Annotated in this window: 15 protein-coding genes and 1 pseudogene; 13 read left to right on the forward strand and 3 right to left on the reverse strand. The window is 73.3% G+C overall.

Annotation, left to right across the window (positions count from 1 at the left end):
• Positions 1-18: 18 nt before the first annotated feature.
• From IAG43_RS23720 to IAG43_RS23755, 8 genes and pseudogenes are all read left to right on the forward strand, one after another.
• A pseudogene (locus tag IAG43_RS23720) lies at positions 19-2,821 on the forward strand (DNA translocase FtsK).
• A gap of 189 nt (positions 2,822-3,010) precedes the next feature.
• Positions 3,011-3,832 carry a helix-turn-helix domain-containing protein gene (locus IAG43_RS23725; RefSeq protein ID WP_187742709.1) on the forward strand — a complete coding sequence of 274 codons (822 nt, stop codon included), beginning with the start codon at positions 3,011-3,013 and terminating at the stop codon, positions 3,830-3,832.
• Between the two features lie 81 nt (positions 3,833-3,913).
• Complete coding sequence (gene rimO / locus IAG43_RS23730) at positions 3,914-5,383, forward strand: 30S ribosomal protein S12 methylthiotransferase RimO (protein WP_187742710.1); 1,470 nt, start codon at positions 3,914-3,916, stop codon at positions 5,381-5,383.
• Complete coding sequence (gene pgsA / locus IAG43_RS23735) at positions 5,380-6,057, forward strand: CDP-diacylglycerol--glycerol-3-phosphate 3-phosphatidyltransferase (protein WP_187742711.1); 678 nt, start codon at positions 5,380-5,382, stop codon at positions 6,055-6,057. The genes rimO and pgsA overlap by 4 nt, the downstream gene beginning before the upstream one ends.
• Positions 6,054-6,563, forward strand: a complete 510-nt coding sequence (locus tag IAG43_RS23740) for a CinA family protein (RefSeq protein WP_187742712.1) — start codon at positions 6,054-6,056, stop codon at positions 6,561-6,563. The genes pgsA and IAG43_RS23740 overlap by 4 nt, the downstream gene beginning before the upstream one ends.
• 109 nt (positions 6,564-6,672) lie before the next feature.
• The gene (locus tag IAG43_RS23745) at positions 6,673-7,056 is read left to right on the forward strand and encodes a helix-turn-helix domain-containing protein (RefSeq protein ID WP_187742713.1); all 384 of its coding nucleotides are present in this window, start codon (positions 6,673-6,675) and stop codon (positions 7,054-7,056) included.
• 169 nt (positions 7,057-7,225) lie between these two features.
• A complete protein-coding gene (locus tag IAG43_RS23750; RefSeq protein WP_187742714.1) occupies positions 7,226-7,696 on the forward strand; it encodes a Dps family protein in 471 nt (156 codons plus the stop codon).
• 167 nt (positions 7,697-7,863) lie between these two features.
• A complete protein-coding gene (locus IAG43_RS23755; RefSeq protein ID WP_187742715.1) occupies positions 7,864-8,112 on the forward strand; it encodes a hypothetical protein in 249 nt (82 codons plus the stop codon).
• A gap of 115 nt (positions 8,113-8,227) precedes the next feature.
• Here IAG43_RS23755 and IAG43_RS23760 read toward each other — a convergent pair whose 3' ends face one another.
• Both IAG43_RS23760 and IAG43_RS23765 read right to left on the reverse strand, forming a co-directional pair.
• Positions 8,228-9,028 (reverse strand): Fpg/Nei family DNA glycosylase, encoded by an 801-nt coding sequence (locus IAG43_RS23760; RefSeq protein WP_187742716.1) that lies wholly within the window; start codon positions 9,026-9,028, stop codon positions 8,228-8,230.
• A gap of 31 nt (positions 9,029-9,059) precedes the next feature.
• Positions 9,060-13,688: an ATP-dependent helicase gene (locus IAG43_RS23765; protein WP_187742717.1), complete on the reverse strand. Its 4,629-nt coding sequence runs from the start codon at positions 13,686-13,688 to the stop codon at positions 9,060-9,062.
• 91 nt (positions 13,689-13,779) lie between these two features.
• On the opposite strand from IAG43_RS23765, the gene IAG43_RS23770 reads away from it, so the two are divergent.
• Genes IAG43_RS23770 through IAG43_RS23780 form a run of 3 tightly spaced genes read left to right on the forward strand, consistent with a single transcriptional unit; the run spans position 13,780 to position 15,762 of the window.
• Complete coding sequence (locus IAG43_RS23770; RefSeq protein ID WP_187742718.1) at positions 13,780-14,634, forward strand: AraC family transcriptional regulator; 855 nt, start codon at positions 13,780-13,782, stop codon at positions 14,632-14,634.
• Between the two features lie 28 nt (positions 14,635-14,662).
• Positions 14,663-15,457 (forward strand): AzlC family ABC transporter permease, encoded by a 795-nt coding sequence (locus IAG43_RS23775; protein ID WP_187742719.1) that lies wholly within the window; start codon positions 14,663-14,665, stop codon positions 15,455-15,457.
• On the forward strand, positions 15,454-15,762 hold the full coding sequence (locus tag IAG43_RS23780) for an AzlD domain-containing protein (RefSeq protein WP_187742720.1): 309 nt from the start codon (positions 15,454-15,456) through the stop codon (positions 15,760-15,762). The genes IAG43_RS23775 and IAG43_RS23780 overlap by 4 nt, the downstream gene beginning before the upstream one ends.
• A 27-nt stretch (positions 15,763-15,789) precedes the next feature.
• Here the strand turns inward: IAG43_RS23780 and IAG43_RS23785 are convergent, their stop codons facing one another.
• On the reverse strand, positions 15,790-16,725 hold the full coding sequence (locus tag IAG43_RS23785; protein WP_187742721.1) for a hypothetical protein: 936 nt from the start codon (positions 16,723-16,725) through the stop codon (positions 15,790-15,792).
• Between the two features lie 79 nt (positions 16,726-16,804).
• On the opposite strand from IAG43_RS23785, the gene IAG43_RS23790 reads away from it, so the two are divergent.
• Together IAG43_RS23790 and IAG43_RS23795 are read left to right on the forward strand one after the other, a co-directional pair.
• A complete protein-coding gene (locus tag IAG43_RS23790) occupies positions 16,805-16,999 on the forward strand; it encodes a DUF3046 domain-containing protein (protein WP_187742722.1) in 195 nt (64 codons plus the stop codon).
• A gap of 274 nt (positions 17,000-17,273) precedes the next feature.
• Complete coding sequence (locus tag IAG43_RS23795; protein WP_187744607.1) at positions 17,274-18,410, forward strand: AI-2E family transporter; 1,137 nt, start codon at positions 17,274-17,276, stop codon at positions 18,408-18,410.
• Positions 18,411-18,661: the final 251 nt, after the last annotated feature.

Consider the following 18,661-nt stretch of genomic DNA (forward strand, 5'->3'; position numbering starts at 1 on the left):
GTGAAGCGGTGGTCACGCGTGTCCCCTGCCGTCAACACCGGTAACCTCTACCACCATGGCCTCACGTACGTCCGGCAAGGGTTCCCAGGGTGCGGCGGGCACCGCGAAGCCGCGCGCCGGCCGTACCACCGGCGCGGTCGGGAAGGCGGCCCCGGCGAAGAAGGCGGTCCCCGCCAGGAAGAGCCCGGCGAAGAAGACCGCTCCGGCGAAGAAGGCGCCCCCCAGGAAAGCGCCTGCCAGGAAGGCCGCCCCGCCGAAGCCGGCGCCGTCCCCCACCGGGGGCGTCTACCGGCTCGTCCGCGCGGTCTGGCTGGGCGTCGCCCACACCATCGGTGCGATGCTCCGCGGCATAGGGCGGGGCGCGAAGGGGCTCGATCCCGCCCACCGCAAGGACGGCCTGGCGCTGCTGCTCCTCGGCATCGCCCTCATCGTGGCCGCCGGCACCTGGTCGAACCTCCGGGGCCCGGTCGGCGACCTGGTGGAGATGCTCGTCACCGGAGCCTTCGGGCGCCTCGACCTGCTGGCCCCGATACTGCTGGGTGCGGTCGCCGTCCGTCTCATCCTCTATCCGGAGCGGCCCGAGGCCAACGGCCGGATCGTGATCGGTCTGTCGGCGCTCGTCGTCGGCGTGCTCGGCCAGGTCCACATCGCGTGCGGCGCACCCGGCCGCGGCGAGGGCACGGACGCCATGCAGGACGCGGGCGGCCTGGTCGGCTGGGCAGTCTCCCAGCCCCTGATCTTCATGATGGGCGAGGTGCTCGCGGTACCGCTGCTGGTGCTGCTCACGGTGTTCGGGCTGCTGGTGGTCACGGCGACTCCGGTGAACGCCATCCCGCAGCGGCTGCGCCTGCTCGGATCCAAGCTCGGCCTGGTCGAACCGGCGTACGAGCCGGACCGGGAGGGCGAGTCCGGGGAGGACGACGAGCGGTACGACGAGCAGTGGCGCGAATCCCTGCCCGCAGGCCCGAAGCGCCCCGGCGGGCGCCGCTCCGGCACCCCGGACGTCTTCGACGCCGAACAGGCGGAGGGGGACGCACTCGACCGGCGCCGGCGCACCGGCCGCTCCGCCACGGGCCGCGGCATGGACGCGGTCGACGTGGCCGCCGCGGCGGCCGCCGCGCTCGACGGCGCGGTGCTGGGCGGAATGCCGCCCTCGCCGGTGGTCGCCGACCTCACCCGGGACGTGACCGCCGAGCGGCAGCGCGCCGCCTCGCCCGTGCCCACGGCCCGCGAGCCGGAGGGGCCCGGGACCGGCTCCCGGTCCTCGGTTCCGGACCTGACCAAGCCGGCTCCCGAGGAGTCGCAGCCGCTGCCCCCGCGCGCGGAGCAGCTCCAGCTCTCCGGGGACATCACCTACTCGCTGCCCTCGCTCGACCTGCTGGAGCGCGGCGGTCCGGGCAAGACCCGCAGCGCGGCGAACGACGCGATCGTCGCCTCGCTGACCAACGTCTTCACCGAGTTCAAGGTCGACGCCGCCGTCACCGGCTTCACCCGCGGTCCGACGGTCACCCGCTACGAGGTCGAGCTGGGCCCGGCCGTCAAGGTCGAGCGCATCACCGCACTCACCAAGAACATCGCGTACGCCGTCGCCAGCCCGGACGTGCGGATCATCTCCCCGATCCCCGGCAAGTCGGCGGTCGGCATCGAGATCCCCAACACCGACCGCGAGATGGTCAACCTCGGGGACGTGCTGCGCCTCGCGGACGCCGCCGAGGACGACCACCCGATGCTTGTCGCGCTCGGCAAGGACGTCGAGGGCGGCTACGTGATGGCCAACCTCGCCAAGATGCCCCACATCCTGGTCGCCGGCGCCACCGGATCCGGCAAGTCGTCGTGCATCAACTGCCTGATCACCTCGGTGATGATAAGGGCGACCCCGGAGGACGTCCGTATGGTGCTGGTCGACCCCAAGCGGGTCGAGCTCACCGCGTACGAGGGCATCCCGCACCTGATCACCCCGATCATCACCAACCCGAAGCGGGCGGCCGAGGCCCTCCAGTGGGTGGTGCGCGAGATGGACCTGCGCTACGACGACCTGGCCGCCTTCGGGTACCGCCACATCGACGACTTCAACGCGGCCGTGCGCAGCGGCAAGGTCAAGCCGCTGGAGGGCAGCGAGCGCGAGCTCCAGCCGTACCCGTACCTGCTGGTGATCGTCGACGAGCTCGCCGACCTGATGATGGTCGCCCCGCGGGACGTCGAGGACGCCATCGTCCGCATCACCCAGCTGGCGCGCGCGGCGGGCATCCATCTGGTACTGGCGACCCAGCGGCCTTCGGTCGACGTCGTCACCGGCCTGATCAAGGCGAACGTGCCCTCCCGGCTGGCGTTCGCCACCTCCTCGCTCGCCGACAGCCGGGTCATCCTGGACCAGCCGGGCGCGGAGAAGCTGATCGGCAAGGGCGACGGGCTGTTCCTGCCGATGGGCGCGAACAAGCCCACCCGGATGCAGGGCGCCTTCGTCACCGAGGCCGAGGTGCAGTCGGTCGTCCAGCACTGCAAGGACCAGATGGCCCCGGTCTTCCGCGAGGACGTCGTGGTCGGCACCAAGCAGAAGAAGGAGATCGACGAGGACATCGGCGACGACCTCGACCTGCTGTGCCAGGCGGCCGAGCTGGTCGTCTCCACCCAGTTCGGGTCCACCTCGATGCTCCAGCGCAAGCTGCGCGTCGGGTTCGCGAAGGCAGGCCGGCTGATGGACCTGATGGAGTCGCGCAACATCGTCGGCCCGAGCGAAGGGTCGAAAGCACGTGACGTTCTCGTGAAACCGGATGAATTGGATGGAGTGCTCGCCGTGATCCGGGGAGACACTCACTCGTAAGGGATTCCGGGCAACCGTTTCCCTTGGTCGTACGTCAAGTTGGAGGGAGGGACGAGAAGGTGGTCCGCCCTCACGCGGAGCAGGCCATTCCGATGGCGTACAAAGTTTCGCCTCCCGGTTGCCCCACTCTTTCGTACCACCCCTAGACTGAACTTCCAGCAGGTGGCTACACGCTCGAAAGGCGCCCCCGTGTCCATCGGCAACTCCCCCGAAGACAACCGCCCTTCCGACGAGGACGTGCGGCCGTCGATCGGCCACGCCCTCCAGCAGGCGCGCATCGGCGCGGGTCTGACCGTCGAAGAGGTCAGTGCCGCCACCCGGGTGCGCATCCCCATCGTCCACGGCATCGAGGACGACGACTTCTCCCGCTGCGGCGGGGACGTCTACGCCCGCGGCCACATCCGCACCTTCGCGCGGGCCGTCGGCCTCGACCCCGAACCGCTCATCGCGCAGTTCGACGCGGAGCACGGCGGACGGCCCTCGCCGACGCCCGCCGCGCCGCTGTTCGAGGCCGAGCGGATCCGTCCCGAGCGCGGCAGGCCCAACTGGACGGCCGCCATGGTCGCCGCCATCGTCGCCGTGGTCGGCTTCGCCGGCTTCACGCTGGTCAGCGGCGACGGGGACGGCAAGGAGACCCAGGTCGCCGAGGGCACCGCCCCGGAGGGCAAGCCCAGCCCGACCCCGACCCCGGTCAAGCCCGCCGACCCCAAGCCGGTCCCCTCCGACAGCGCCATCGCCGCCGTGCCGAAGGACAAGGTGACGGTCCGGCTGTCGGTGGTCGACGACAAGAGCTGGATCCAGGCCAAGTCGCACAACGGCAAGCTGCTCTTCGACGGCACCCTCCAGAAGGGCGACTCCAAGACCTTCCAGGACGACGAGCGCGTCGATCTCATCCTCGGCAACGCCGGTGCGATCGAGCTCTTCGTCAACGGGAAGAAGATCCAGGACGACTTCGAACCGGGCGGCGTCGAGCGTCTGACCTACACCAAGGGCGACCCCGAAGCCGGCTGACGAGGCCCGGGGCGCGCCCGGTGACGGGCTGCGCAACCCTCGGGGCAGGGGCGTGGGCCGGGACAAAGTAGTCTTGAGCCCATGCCCGAACGCCGTACCGTCGCCCTTGTCACTCTTGGCTGCGCCCGTAACGAGGTGGACTCGGAGGAGCTCGCAGGCCGCCTGGCGGCGGACGGCTGGGAGCTCGTCGAGGAAGCCTCCGACGCGGATGTCGCCGTCGTCAACACCTGCGGCTTCGTCGAAGCCGCCAAGAAGGACTCCGTCGACGCCCTGCTGGAGGCCAACGATCTCAAGGATCACGGCCGCACCCAGGCCGTCGTCGCCGTCGGCTGCATGGCCGAGCGGTACGGCAAGGAGCTCGCCGAAGCCCTGCCCGAGGCCGACGGGGTGCTCGGCTTCGACGACTACGCCGACATCTCCGACCGCCTCCAGACCATCCTCAGCGGGGGCATCCACGCCTCCCACACCCCGCGCGACCGGCGCAAGCTGCTGCCCCTGAGCCCCGCCGAGCGCCAGGGGGCCACCGAGGTCGCCCTCCCCGGGCACGGGGACGCGCTTGCGACCGCCCCCGCGGACCTCCCCGACGGCGTCGCGCCCGTCTCCGGGCCCCGCGCACCGCTGCGCCGCCGTCTCGGCAGCAGCCCCGTCGCCTCCGTGAAGCTCGCCTCCGGCTGCGACCGCCGCTGCACCTTCTGCGCCATCCCCTCCTTCCGCGGCTCCTTCATCTCGCGCCGCCCGAGCGACGTGCTCGGCGAGACCCGCTGGCTGGCCGAGCAGGGCGTCAAGGAGGTCATGCTCGTCTCCGAGAACAACACCTCCTACGGCAAGGACCTCGGCGACATCCGCCTGCTGGAGACCCTGCTGCCCGAGCTGGCCGCGGTCGACGGCATCGAGCGGGTGCGGGTCAGCTACCTGCAGCCCGCGGAGATGCGCCCCGGCCTCATCGACGTCCTGACGTCGACCGAGAAGGTCGTGCCGTACTTCGACCTCTCCTTCCAGCACTCGGCCCCCGGCGTGCTGCGCGCGATGCGCCGCTTCGGCGACACCGAGCGCTTCCTCGACCTGCTGGCGACCATCCGGGGCAAGGCGCCCCAGGCCGGCGTGCGGTCCAACTTCATCGTCGGCTTCCCCGGCGAGAGCGAGGCGGACTTCGCCGAGCTGGAACGCTTCCTCGGGGCCGCGCGCCTCGACGCGATCGGCGTCTTCGGCTACAGCGACGAGGAGGGCACCGAGGCGGTCGGCTACGAGAACAAGCTCGACGCCGACGTCATCGCCGAGCGCCTCGCCCATCTGTCCCGGGTCGCCGAGGAGCTGACCTCGCAGCGCGCCGAGGAGCGTCTGGGCGAGACCCTGGAGGTGCTGGTCGAGAGCGTCGACGAGGAGGAGGGCGCGCTGGGGCGCGCCGCCCACCAGGCCCCCGAGACGGACGGGCAGACGCTCCTCACCACGGCGGACGGTCTCGTTCCCGGCCGTATGGTCACCGCGAAGGTCGTCGCCACCGAGGGGGTCGACCTGGTGGCCGACTGTCTTGACGAGGAGGCGGGCAGATGACCGGAGTGCCGGCATCCGCCGCGGGCGGCACCGGTAGGCCGGCGCCGGGCGGCAAGCTGGGCGCTGCGGCCGTCAACCAGGCCAGTCTGTGGAACATCGCCAACATTCTCACCATGATCCGGCTCGTGCTCGTGCCGGCGTTCGTGGTGCTGCTGCTCCAGGACGGCGGCTACGACCCGGCCTGGCGGGCCTGGGCATGGGCCGCGTTCGCCGTCGCCATGATCACCGACATCTTCGACGGTCATCTGGCGCGGACGTACAACCTCGTCACGGACTTCGGGAAGATCGCCGACCCGATCGCCGACAAGGCGATCATGGCGGCCGGCCTGGTCTGCCTGTCCGCGCTCGGTGATCTGCCGTGGTGGGTGACGGCCGTGATCCTCTTCCGCGAGCTCGCGATCACGCTGATGCGCTTCTGGGTCATCCGGCACGGCGTCATCCCGGCGAGCCGGGGCGGCAAGATGAAGACCCTGGCCCAGGGCACCGCCGTCGGGATGTATGTGCTGGCGCTGACGGGTCCGCTGGCCACCCTGCGCTTCTGGGTGATGGCGGTGGCCGTGGTGCTGACGGTCGCCACCGGCCTCGACTACGTGCGCCAGGCGGTGCTGCTGCGCCGCAGGGGACTCGCCAAGGAGCGGGCCGTCGCGGCGGCCGACGGGGTCTCGCCGCGGTGAGCACGGCGGCCCGCGTCCTGGCGATGCTCGCTGAGCGTGGCGAGACGCTGGCCGTCGCGGAGTCCCTGACGGGCGGTCTCGTCGCCTCCCGTCTCACTGAGGTGCCCGGAGCCTCCCGTGCCTTCCGCGGGTCCGTGACGGCATACGCGACCGCCCTGAAGAGTGAACTGCTGGACGTCGACCCCGCCCTCCTGGAGGCCCGCGGAGCGGTGGACGCCGAGGTGGCCGCGCAGATGGCGGCGGGTGTGCGGCGCCGGCTCGGTGCCACCTGGGGGATCGCGACGACGGGGGTCGCGGGCCCCGCCGCCCAGGACGGACAGCCCGTCGGAACGGTCTACGTAGCCGTATCGGGACCTTCGGGCGCCGGGAAAACAGCCGCATTGAGGTTGAACGGCGGCCGGGAGGACATTCGTAAAGAGAGTGTACGGAGAGTGCTCGGTCTCCTCTCCGGCGAACTGCACGGGAATGCGCGGGCACAGGATACGGAACAGAACGGGGGGACTTGATGTTTGCAGCCCTGAGTGAACACGACATCGCTCCCCGCACGGCCGCGGCGCGAGGCGGTACGGTGGGGCGTGAAGGATGCGGCTACGCGGTCCGAGGAGGGAGCCACCGATGATTCTGCTCCGTCGCCTGCTGGGTGACGTGCTGCGTCGGCAGCGCCAGCGCCAGGGCCGTACTCTGCGCGAAGTCTCCTCGTCCGCCCGAGTCTCACTCGGCTATCTCTCCGAGGTGGAGCGGGGGCAGAAGGAGGCTTCCTCCGAGCTGCTCTCCGCGATCTGCGACGCGCTGGACGTACGGATGTCCGAGCTCATGCGTGAGGTGAGCGACGAACTGTCCCTGGCCGAGCTGGCTGCGTCGGCGGCGGCCACCGATCCGGTGCCCGCACCGGTACGCCCGATGCTGGGTTCCGTCTCCGTGACGTCGGTGGCAGGTGTGCCGACCGAGCGTGTGACGATCAAGGCGCCCACGGAAGCGGTCGACGTCGTCGCCGCCTGATCCGTGGGCTTCTGCACCGGACGGCATGACCGGGTTTGAACGAAGGTCCTGACGAGTACGCGAGTACCGTCGGGACCTTCGTTCGTTTTGCACGACAGTTCCCGGAATGACCCCTTTGAGTAGTTGTGCGATTGTGGAGCGTAGTCGTGCAACCGAGTGGAGGACACGCATGTCTGTCGTCAAGAGCCCTCTGTCCGATGCTGATCTGAAGACCGTCGGGAACGCGCTGCGCGGCGCGCTCGTCGACCTCGTGGATCTCTCCCTGGTGGCCAAGCAGGTTCACTGGAACGTGGTCGGGCCGCGGTTCCGTTCCGTCCACCTCCAGCTGGACGAGGTCGTGGACACCGCGCGCCAGCACTCCGACACCGTCGCCGAGCGCGCCTCGGCGATCGGCGTGAACCCGGACGGCCGTGCGGCGTCGGTCGCCTCGCAGAGCGCCATCGGCTCCGTGCCCGAGGGCTGGATCAAGGACACCGAGGCGGTGCAGTGCCTGGTGGACGCGCTCGGCGCGGTCATCGCGCGCATGCGCGAGCGCATCGAGGCCACCGAGAAGCCGGACCCGGTGAGCCAGGACATCCTGATCGGCCTCACCGGCGACCTCGAGAAGCACCACTGGATGTTCCAGGCCGAGACGGCCTGAGGGATGTCCGCGGCTCCCGGTGGCGCGGATCCCCGCCGACGGGCAGCGGTTGACGGGCGGGCGCCGGCGCACACGCGCCGGTTCCGCCGCCCGTGCGCCTTCGCGGCGGCCGGCGCGGGTGCACCGGGGTTTTCCGGCCGGACCGGCACGGACCGGAGGAGGCGGCCATGGCGATACGCGGGGCGGCCCTCACGTCACTGATCCTGATCGGGCTCGTGGCGGGCGGGCTGTGGTGGTGGGCGGTGCTGCGGCTCGCCTTCGTGCCGGAGCACGCCGGAGTGCTCGAAGGAGCGGTCGCGGCAGGCGGCTGGGGCCTGAGCCTGCTGCCCGTGCATGTCGCCGCCTCCCGGGCCCGCCGGACGGGTGCGGGTGCGGGTCGCCGGGACGGCATATCCGGGACGGGTACGCAGGGCTGAGCGTCCGGCGCCGGTACGCCCGAGGCCCCGGCGGTACGGGGCCGGACGGACCGGGACGATCGCCCGCGGGTCCGGGCGCGCGGGCCCGGCGGCGCCCAGGGGGAGAGACCAGCGCTCAGGGCGTCGGCCCGGGCTGGCAGCCGCGGCACCAGTAGGTCACACGCTCCGATGTGCCGTCGCCCTGATCCGCCTTGCTGACCGGCGTGCCGCAACGGAAGCACGGTCTGCCCCGGCGGCCGTAGACGTACAGCCGCTCCCCGGGGCGGCGGCCGGTGGTCGTGGTGCGGTCCGGGCGCGCCTTGTTGAGGTCGAGGAGACGGTGCGCGGTGGCCACCAGCCGGGCGGGGACGTCCGGCGGCAGCTCGCCGACCGGCAGCCAGGGCGACACCCGTGCCAGGAAGGCCAGTTCGCACTTGTAGACGTTGCCGATGCCGGCCAGGTTGCGCTGGTCGAGCAGCGCCTCGCCGAGCGGCCGGCCCGGGTCGGCGAGCAGACGGGTCACGGCCGTCCCGGGGTCCCAGTCGGGTCCGAGCAGGTCGGGGCCCAGATGGCCCACCACCCGGTCCTCCTCGGCGGTGCGCAGCAGTTCGAGCACGGGCAGGCGGTAGCCGACGGCGGTGTGCTCGCCGGTGCCGAGGACGGCGCGGATTTCGAAGTCGGGGCCGCCGCGGAACCGCTCGCCCGCGCGGAACACCCGCCAGGACCCCTCCATCCGCAGGTGCGAGTGGAGCGTCAGACCGCCCTCGAAGCGGGTGAGCAGGTGCTTGCCCCGCGGGGTGACGTCCAGCACCTCCCGCCCGGTGAGGTCCACCGTGGCGAGGCGGGGGACCCGGAAGTCGGACACGGTCAGGACATGGCCGGCCAAGGCGGCGTGCAGCCGGTGCGCGGCCGACCAGACGGTGTCTCCTTCGGGCATGAGCCCATCATGCGCCCCGCGGGCACACCGCTCAGGGCCGCAGCCGCAACCCCCGCGGCGTGGCGTGGAATCCCGCGCCCTCCAGGGCCCGCCCGATCGGGGACGTCAGCGCGGGTGTGCCGTTCGTCCGCTCCACGGTCACCGTGCCGAGCGCACCCTCCCCGGCCGCGGCGGCCAGGGCCTCCGCGGCGGCGCGCAGGGCGGGGGCGTCCGGGTCCGGGGCCCAGGCGAGCAGGGACTTGCCGCCGCGCTCCATGTACAGCGTCAGCTCGCCGTCGACGAGCACGACCAGCGACCCCGCCTTGCGGCCCGGCTTGTGGCCGGCTCCCTCCGGCGGCTCGGGCCACGGCAGTGCGGCGCCGTAGGCGTTGGCGGGGTCGGCGGCCGCCAGGACGACGGCGCGGGGAGCGGCACGGCCCTCCTCCCGGTCCCGGGCGGTGGCCGCTGCCCGCAGCCGGTCCACGGCGCCGTCCATCGCGAACTGCGCCGCGCCCAGCCCTTCGACCACGTATCCCCGGCGGGCCTGGCCGCTGTCCTCGAAGGCCGACAGGATCCGGTACACGGCGGAGAAGCCGCCTTCCACGCCCTCGGCGCCCACGGCGCCCCGGGTGACGACGCCGTGCCGGTCCAGCAGGGTCCGGGCCAGGGCGTGCGCGCGGTGGGTGGGCTCGGGCTCCGCCGCCGGCAGCAGCGACCAGCGCCCGCTGACGGTCGGCGGCCCCGTGCGGGAGGCGGTGCGGGCGGCCGCGGAGAGGGAGCCGTACCGGCCGCGGGGGACGGTGTGCCGGGCGCGGTGGGCCGTCGAGCCCGCCGTGCGGCCCGATCCGAGCAGCGCCCGCAGGGGTGCCAGGGTGTCGTTGGTGAGCCGGCCCGACCAGGCCAGGTCCCACAGGGCGTCGGCCAGCTGCGGATCGGAGGCGTCCGGATGGGTCGTCGCGCGGACCTGGTCGGCGATCTGCCGGAAGAAGAGGCCGTACCCGCCGGAGAGGGCGCCGAGGACGGACTCGTGCAGGGCCGTCAGTTCCAGCGGGTGCGGGGCGGGCAGCAGCAGGGGCGCGGCGTCCGAGAGATACAGCGAGACCCATCCGTCCTTGCCGGGCAGCGCACCCGCGCCCGCCCACAGCACCTCTCCGGTGGTGGTCAGTTCGTCGAGCAGGGTGGGGCCGTAGTGGGAGACACGGGACGGCAGCACCAGCTTCTCCAGGGCCGAGGCCGGCACGGCCGCGCCCTGGAGCTGCTCGATCGCACGCGCCAGTCCGTCGATGCCGCGCAGCCGGTTGCCGCCCATGTGCTGCCACTGGGGCAGGAACGAGGCGAGCGCGGCGGGCGCCACCGGCTCCAGCTCGTGGCGCAGGGCGGCCAGGGAACGGCGGCGCAGCCTGCGCAGGACGGCGGCGTCGCACCATTCCTGCCCGATGCCCGACGGATGGAACTCGCCCTGGACCACCCGTCCCGAGGCGGCGAGCCGCTGGAGCGCCCCCTCGGTGACCGCGGGGCCGAGGCCGAAGCGGGCCGCCGCCCGGGACGACGTGAAGGGGCCGTGGGTGCGGGCGAAGCGGGCCAGCAGATCACCGAGCGGATCCCTCACCGGCTCGGTGAAGGCCTCGGGCACGCCGACGGGCAGGGCCGTGCCGAGGGCGTCCCGCAGCCGCCCCGCGTCCTCGACGGCCGCCCAGTGGTCCGCGCCCGCGATCCGGACCCGGATCGCCCGGCGTGCCCCGGACAGCTCCTCGGCCCAGGCCTCCTCCCCGCCGCGCTCGGCGATCTCGGCGCCGGTGAGAGGCCCGAGGACGCGCAGCAGGTCCGCCACGCCCTCCGCGTCCTTCACCCGCCGGTCCTCGGTGCGCCACTGGAGCTCGTTCTCCAGCTCCGTGAGGACGTCCGCGTCGAGGAGCTCGCGCAGCTCGGCCTGACCGAGCAGTTCGGCCAGGAGCCGGGAGTCGAGAGACAGGGCGGCGGCCCGGCGCTCGGCGAGCGGCGAGTCCCCCTCGTAGAGGAACTGGGCCACGTAGCCGAAGAGCAGCGAGCGTGCGAAGGGGGACGGCTCGGGGGTGGTGATCTCGACCAGCCGGACGCGGCGGGACTCGATGTCGCCCATGAGCTCGGTCAGACCGGGAACGTCGAAGACGTCCTGGAGGCATTCGCGGACCGCCTCCAGCACGATCGGGAACGAACCGAACTCGCTCGCCACCTGCAGCAGTTGCGAGGCGCGCTGGCGCTGCTGCCACAGCGGGGTGCGCTTGCCGGGGTTGCGGCGCGGCAGCAGCAGGGCCCGGGCCGCGCACTCGCGGAAGCGGGACGCGAACAGCGCCGAGCCGCCGACCTGGTCGGTCACGACCTGGGCGACCTCGCCCTTCTCGAAGACCGTGTCGGCGGCGGAGACCGGCGGCTGGTCGCCGCCGTGGGCGGATGTGTCGTGGACCGGATCCTGGTCGAGCAGGTCGAGGCCCATGAGGTCGGCGTCGGGCAGCCGGAGCACGATGCCGTCGTCGGCGTGCATCACCTGGGCGTCCATGCCGTACCGCTCGGTGAGCCGGGCTCCCAGGGCCAGCGCCCACGGCGCGTGCACCTGCGCCCCGAACGGGGAGTGGATCACCACCCGCCAGTCGCCCAGCTCGTCGCGGAAGCGCTCCACCACGATGGTGCGGTCGTCGGGCACGTGGCCGCAGGCCCGGCGCTGTTCGTCGAGGTAGGCGAGGACGTTGTCGGCGGCCCAGGCGTCGAGCCCGGCGGCCAGCAGTCTCAGCCGGGCGTCCTCCTCCGACAGGCCGCCGACCTCGCGGAGGAACGCGCCGACGGCCCGGCCGAGCTCCAGCGGCCGGCCCAGCTGGTCGCCCTTCCAGAACGGCAGCCGGCCCGGCACACCGGGCGCGGGGGAGACCAGGACCCGGTCGCGGGTGATGTCCTCGATGCGCCACGAGGTGGTGCCCAGGGTGAAGACGTCGCCCACCCGGGACTCGTACACCATCTCCTCGTCCAGTTCGCCGACGCGGCCGCCGCCCTTCTTCGGGTCGGCGCCCGCGAGGAAGACGCCGAACAGGCCGCGGTCGGGGATGGTGCCGCCGGAGGTCACGGCCAGCCGCTGGGCCCCAGGGCGGCCGGTGACCGTGCCCGCGACGCGGTCCCACACCACGCGGGGGCGCAGCTCGGCGAAGGCGTCCGAGGGGTACCGGCCCGCGAGCATGTCGAGGACGGCGGTGAACGCCGACTCGGGCAGCGAGGCGAACGGGGCCGCCCGGCGCACCAGGGCCAGCAGGTCGTCCACCTGCCAGGTGTCCAGGGAGACCATGGCGACCAGCTGCTGCGCCAGGACGTCCAGCGGATTGCCCGGGACGCGCAGCGACTCGATGGATCCCGTCCGCATCCGCTCCGTCACCACGGCCGCCTGCACCAGGTCGCCGCGGTACTTGGGGAAGACGACCCCCGTGGACACCGCGCCGACCTGGTGTCCGGCGCGGCCGACCCGCTGGAGGCCGGAGGCGACCGAGGGCGGCGACTCCACCTGCACGACGAGGTCCACGGCGCCCATGTCGATGCCCAGCTCCAGGCTGGAGGTGGCCACGACGGCAGGCAGCCGGCCCGCCTTGAGGTCCTCCTCGACGAGGGCGCGCTGCTCCTTGGAGACCGAGCCGTGGTGCGCCCTGGCCAGCAGCGACGGCGCGCCCTTGGCGGCGCCCGACTGCGCCATGATCTCGGCCGGCGGGGCGTCCTCGGGCATGGGCGCGCCGGTGGCCCGCTCGTAGGCGATCTCGTTGAGCCGGTTGCACAGGCGCTCCGCGAGACGCCGGGAGTTCGCGAACACGATCGTGGAGCGGTGCGCCTGGACGAGGTCGGCGATGCGCTCCTCCACATGCGGCCAGATCGACGGGCGCTCGCCCGCCGGGCCGTCGGAGGCGTTTGACGCGGGGGAGCCGCCCAGCTCGCCCAGGTCCTCGACGGGGACCACCACCGACAGGTCGAACTCCTTGCCCGACGGCGGCTGGACGATCTCCACCCGGCGCTGCGGCGACAGGAAGCGGGCGACCTCGTCCACCGGCCGCACCGTCGCCGAGAGGCCGATCCTGCGCGCCGGGCGGGGCAGCAGCTCGTCGAGGCGCTCCAGGGACAGGGCGAGGTGCGCGCCCCGCTTGGTGCCCGCGACGGCGTGCACCTCGTCGAGGATGACCGTCTCGACGCCGGACAGGGCGTCCCGCGCCGCCGACGTCAGCATCAGGAAGAGGGACTCGGGCGTGGTGATCAGGATGTCCGGAGGGCGGGTCACCAGGGCGCGCCGCTCCGCGGGCGGGGTGTCGCCGGACCGGATGCCGACCCGGACCTCGGGCTCGGGCTGCCCCAGGCGGACGGACTCCTGCCTGATGCCGGTCAGCGGGCTGCGCAGGTTCCGCTCCACGTCGACCGCGAGTGCCTTCAGCGGGGACACGTACAGCACACGGCAGCGCTGCTTGGGGTCGGCGGGCGGGGGCACGGAGGTGAGCCGGTCGAGGGCGGCCAGGAACGCCGCGAGCGTCTTGCCCGACCCGGTCGGCGCGACCACCAGCACGTCGGCGCCCTCGCCGATGGCCTGCCAGGCGCCCTCCTGCGCCGCGGTGGGCGCCCTGAAGGCCCCCGTGAACCAGCCACGGGTCGCGGGGGAGAAGGAGTCGAGCGCAGTCCTGGCCATGCCCCCCATCGTGCACCCGGGCACCGACAGCGGGTGTCCAGGAGGCGGACGAACCGCCCGGCCGTGCGGTGGGCGGGCGCAGAATGGCGGTATGGACACGGACGCGGCACCGGACCGGAAGGACGAGTGGGCACGGCACTGGCAGTACCCGGGCGTGCCCGGCCTCGACCTGCTGCGCGCCCGCTACGTCCGCCACTCCTTCACCCGGCACACCCATGAGGGCTTCGTGCTCGGCGCGGTCCGCCAGGGCATCGAGGACGTGGTCATGCCGAACGGGACCATCCGCGCCCGGCCGGGCACCGTCGTCATGATCAACCCCGAGGTGCCTCATTCGGCGAAGGCCGGTGTCCCCGAGGGGTGGGTCTACTCGACCCTGTACCCGTCGTCCGAGCTGGTCGCCTCCATAGCCGCCGAGACCACCACGCTGCGCGGCACGGCCGGCTTCGCCGAGACCATCGTCGAGGACGAGGACACCGCCCGCCTGGTGCACGAGGTGCACCGCGCAGCGGAGGAGGGCAACGCCCTGGCCGCGGACAGCGTGCTGCGCATCACGGTGGCCCGCCTGCTGCGCCGGCACGGCAGCTCGCTGCCCGCGCGCACCGCCCCCGCGCCGGGGGCCGCCACGGCGGAACGCGCACGGCAGGTGCTGGAGGCCCGGATGGCCGATCCGCCCTCCCTGGAGGAGCTCGCGCAGGAGCTCGGGGCGGGCCCCTTCGCGCTGCTGCGGGCCTTCAAGGCGGCGTACGGTCTGCCGCCGCACACCTGGCTGACCGACGCCCGGGTGCGCCGGGCCCGGCGGCTGCTGGACGCGGGGTCGACACCGGCGGAGGCGGCGGTCGCGGTGGGCTTCACCGACCAGCCCCATCTGAACCGGCACTTCACCCGGATCGTCGGGGTGCCGCCCGGCGCCTACCGCCGTGAGCGCGCAAGAACGTACAAGACCTGAGGTCAGGGGCGCCTCTAAGGTCGCGGACGTGGCAGAACAGACAGCTCCTCCCCAGCCGGCCGCCGGACCGGCGCCGGCCGCCGGGCCCCGGACCGGCAAGCCGGACTCCGCCGTGGTGCGCGACGCCCTCGGCGTCGGCATCGCCGTCGGCCTCTCCGGCTTCGCCTTTGGTGTGACCTCCGCCGGCGCCGGCCTCACGCTCCTCCAGACCTGCGTCCTCAGCCTGCTCGTCTTCACCGGCGCCTCGCAGTTCGCCCTGGTCGGAGCGATCGCCGCGGGCGGGAACCCGTTCGCCGCGGCCGCCGGGGCGTTCTTCCTCGGCATCCGCAACGCGTTCTACGGACTGCGTCTGTCACAACTGCTCGCCCTGCCCCGCTGGCTGCGACCGCTCGCGGCGCACTGGGTGATCGACGAGACCACCGCCGTCGCGCTCGCCCAGCCCACCCGCCGCCAGGTGCGGATCGGCTTCACCGTCACGGGGCTGACCCTCTACGTGCTCTGGAACCTGACCACGCTGCTCGGCGCGCTCGGCGCCGAGGCGATCGGCGACACGGACGCCTGGGGGCTGGACGCCGCCGGCCCCGCGGTCTTCCTCGCCCTGCTCGCGCCGATGCTGCGCACCGCGACCGAGCGGGCGGCCGCCGGTCTCGCCGTGGTGCTCGGTCTCGGGCTGCTGCCGGTGCTGCCGGCCGGTGTGCCGGTGCTGGTGGCGGCGCTCGCCGCGCCCGCGGTGCTGTGGCTGAAGGGCCGCTCGCTGGGCGGGGACGGCGGTACACCGGCCGCGGGGCCGGCAACGGAGCGTACGAAGGGACAGGACCGTTGAACGTCTGGATCGCGATCATCGCCACCGCCGTCGGCTGCTACCTGGTGAAGTACGCCGGTCTGCTGGTCCCGGCGCACGCCCTGGAGCGGCCGCTCGTGCGGCGCCTCGCCGCCCTGCTTCCCGTGGCCCTGCTGGCCGCCCTCACCGCGCAGCAGACCTTCAGCACCGGCCAGACCCTCGTCCTCGACGCCCGTGCGGCCGGGCTCGCGGCCGCCGCCCTCGCCCTGCTGCTGCGCGCTCCGTTCCTCGTCGTCGTCGGCGCGGCGGTGGCGGTGACCGCGGGGGTCCGGGCCCTCGGGGGCTGAGCACCCGCCGGCCGCCCCCGGGCCGCGTCAGGCCGGGGAGCGGCCGTACGCCTGGAGGGTGCGCAGCGCCTCGATCGTCAGGACGGGCCTCGACTCCAGGGCCGTGCCGGGGGCCCAGGCGCGCCAGGTGAGCGGCCAGCCCCCGTCCGCCTGCTGCTGCGCGGCGAGGTGGTCGAGCGCCAGGTCCATCTCCTCGTCGGTGAACCAGAGCCGGGCGAGCGAGCCCGGGACCGGGGCGTAGTGGTACGGGAAGTGGTGTTCGCCGGGCGCGTACCCGGGTGCGACGGGCAGATCGCCGGCGCGGGCCGGGTCGAGAACGACCAGGCGCTGCTCCCTGACCAGCCGGCCCAGCCGGTCCGCCGCCGCCCGGGCGCGCGGCCGGTCGGGCGCGCTGTCCAGGAAGGCCATCGCCGCCTCCACCTCGTAGGGGTGGGAGGTCTCCAGGGCGTCGACGGCGGCCCAGCAGAAGTCGGTGGCCCGGAACAGCCACGCGTGCCACACCTGGTTGCGGTGGAGCAGCCCGACGACGGGGCCGGTGGCCAGCAGGTCGCTGCGGGGTGCGTCGACCACGGGCAGGAACGGGGCATGGGGGTAGCCCCGCAGCGAGGGGTGGACCGCGGGCAGCGCGCCGTCGGCGGTGGAGACCTCCGTGAGGTAGCGGCACATCCGCTCCACGCGCATGCCGCCGCAGCGCCCGATCGAGTCCAGCACCCGCAGGGCGTGCGCGGTGTGCAGGGGCTGGCTGACCGGGCCCCGGAGATCGGGTTCGAGGGCGTGCCCGAAGCCGCCGTCGTCGTTGAGGTAGGCGAACAGCGCGGTTTCGACGGGGTCGGCCGCGCCGCCCAGGAAGTGGTAGGCGAACCGCCGCTGTTCGAGGACGCGGGCGGTCAGCCAGACGAAGTGCTCGGCGCGGGCGAGGGAGGACGCGGTCGGCGCCTCGGTGGATACTCCGGTTCCAGCCATGGACAGACCGTAGGGCGGAAAGGGCTTTCGGCAAGTCCGCCGAACGGGTCAGCACCCTCGGGGGCGGGATACTGGGGTCATGCGGTTGACGATTTTCTGGGAACGGATGGCCGACCACTTCGGCCCTGCCTACGCGGACTCCTTCGCGCGCGACCACGTGATGACGGAACTGGGCGGCCGTACGGTCCGTCAGGCGCTCGACGCCGGATGGGAGACGAAGGACGTGTGGCGGGCGGTCTGCTCGGCCATGGACATCCCCGCCGACAAGCGCTGAGTCACCCGTCGGACGTACCGCGGCCACCGGCGTGGGCGACACTTGGCCGGTGGACCGGACCGACAGCACCCCCCAGGACACCCCCCAGGACCCCGATGGCACCTCCGCACGCGACGCGGGGGACGCGTCGCCCCGGCGCGCCGGCGGCGAGCCGGTGAACACGGGAAGCGTGTCGCTGGGCGCCAGTCGGGCGCAGCCGGCGGACGCGGCCGGGGCTGCCGCGGCAGCCCCGCCGCAGCAGCCGCCGCCCGGCGCCGCCGGCGGGCGGGGCGGGATGCCGCGCTGGCTGCCGCGCGCCATGGTGCTCGCGCTGGCCCTGTACGCCTGCTTCCAGCTGGGCAGTTGGGCGTTCCACCAGCTCATCGGGCTGCTGATCAACATCCTGATCGCGTTCTTCCTCGCCCTCGCCGTGGAGCCCGCGGTCGGCCGGATGGCCGCCCGCGGGATGCGCAGGGGCCTCGCCACCGCCCTGGTCTTCTTCGCCGTGCTGGTGGCCGGGGTCGGCTTCGTGGTGCTGCTGGGCTCGATGCTCGCCGGGCAGATCGTGGAGATGGTCGAGGACTTCCCCGCCTATCTGGACTCGGTGATCCGCTGGGTCAACAGCACGTTCCGCACCGAACTCTCGCGCGTCGAGGTCCAGGACAGCCTGCTGCGCTCCGACTGGCTGCGGAGGTACGTGCAGAACAGCGCGACGGGCGTGCTCGACGTCTCGGCCCAGGTGCTCGGGGGCCTCTTCAAGCTGCTGACGATCTTCCTGTTCTCGTTCTACTTCGCGGCGGACGGTCCCCGGCTGCGCCGGACGCTGTGCTCGGTCCTGCCGCCGGCCCGGCAGGCCGAGGTGCTGCGCGCGTGGGAGATCGCCGTCGACAAGACCGGCGGATACCTGTACTCCCGCGGACTGATGGCGCTGATCTCCGGGGTGGCCCACTTCGTGCTGCTGGAGGTGCTGGGCGTGCCGTACGCCCCGGCGCTCGCGGTCTGGGTGGGGCTCGTGTCGCAGTTCATCCCGACGATCGGCACCTATCTCGCGGGTGCGCTCCCGATGCTGATCGCGTTCACCGTGGACCCCTGGTACGCGCTGTGGGTGCTGGTCTTCGTGGTGATCTACCAGCAGTTCGAGAACTACATGCTCCAGCCGAAGCTGACCTCGAAGACCGTGGACATCCATCCGGCGGTCGCCTTCGGTTCCGTGGTCGCGGGCACCGCCCTGCTCGGGGCCGTCGGCGCCCTGATCGCGATTCCCGCGGTGGCGACGCTGCAGGCGTTCCTGGGGGCCTATGTGCGGCGGTACGACGTCACCGACGACCCGCGGGTCCACGGGCACCGCAGGCACACCGGCGGCCGGGCCGTGGCGCGGGTGCGGCGGGCGCTGGCGGAGCGGCGCGGCGGGCGCGGGGCCGGCGGCACCTGACCGGGCCCGCCGGAGCGGCCGCCGCCGGCCGCCGGACGGCCGCTCCGGCGGGCGGCTCGGCCCCCGCGTGGTGCGCTTGACACGAAAATCGAACATCCATTCTTATGGAATTCCGGCCCGCGAGGCGCCGCCTGGAACCCCGGTGCGGCCATGAGTTGTCCACAGGCCGGAGGGACGTCGGGGCCCGTTGTCAGTGGCAGGGGTTAGCGTCTTTGACGTGAAGCGATCGACTCAAGCAAATCGGGTGGAAC

Origin of the sequence: Streptomyces genisteinicus, from assembly GCF_014489615.1 — a bacterium.
Taxonomy (GTDB): Bacteria; Actinomycetota; Actinomycetes; order Streptomycetales; family Streptomycetaceae; genus Streptomyces; species Streptomyces genisteinicus.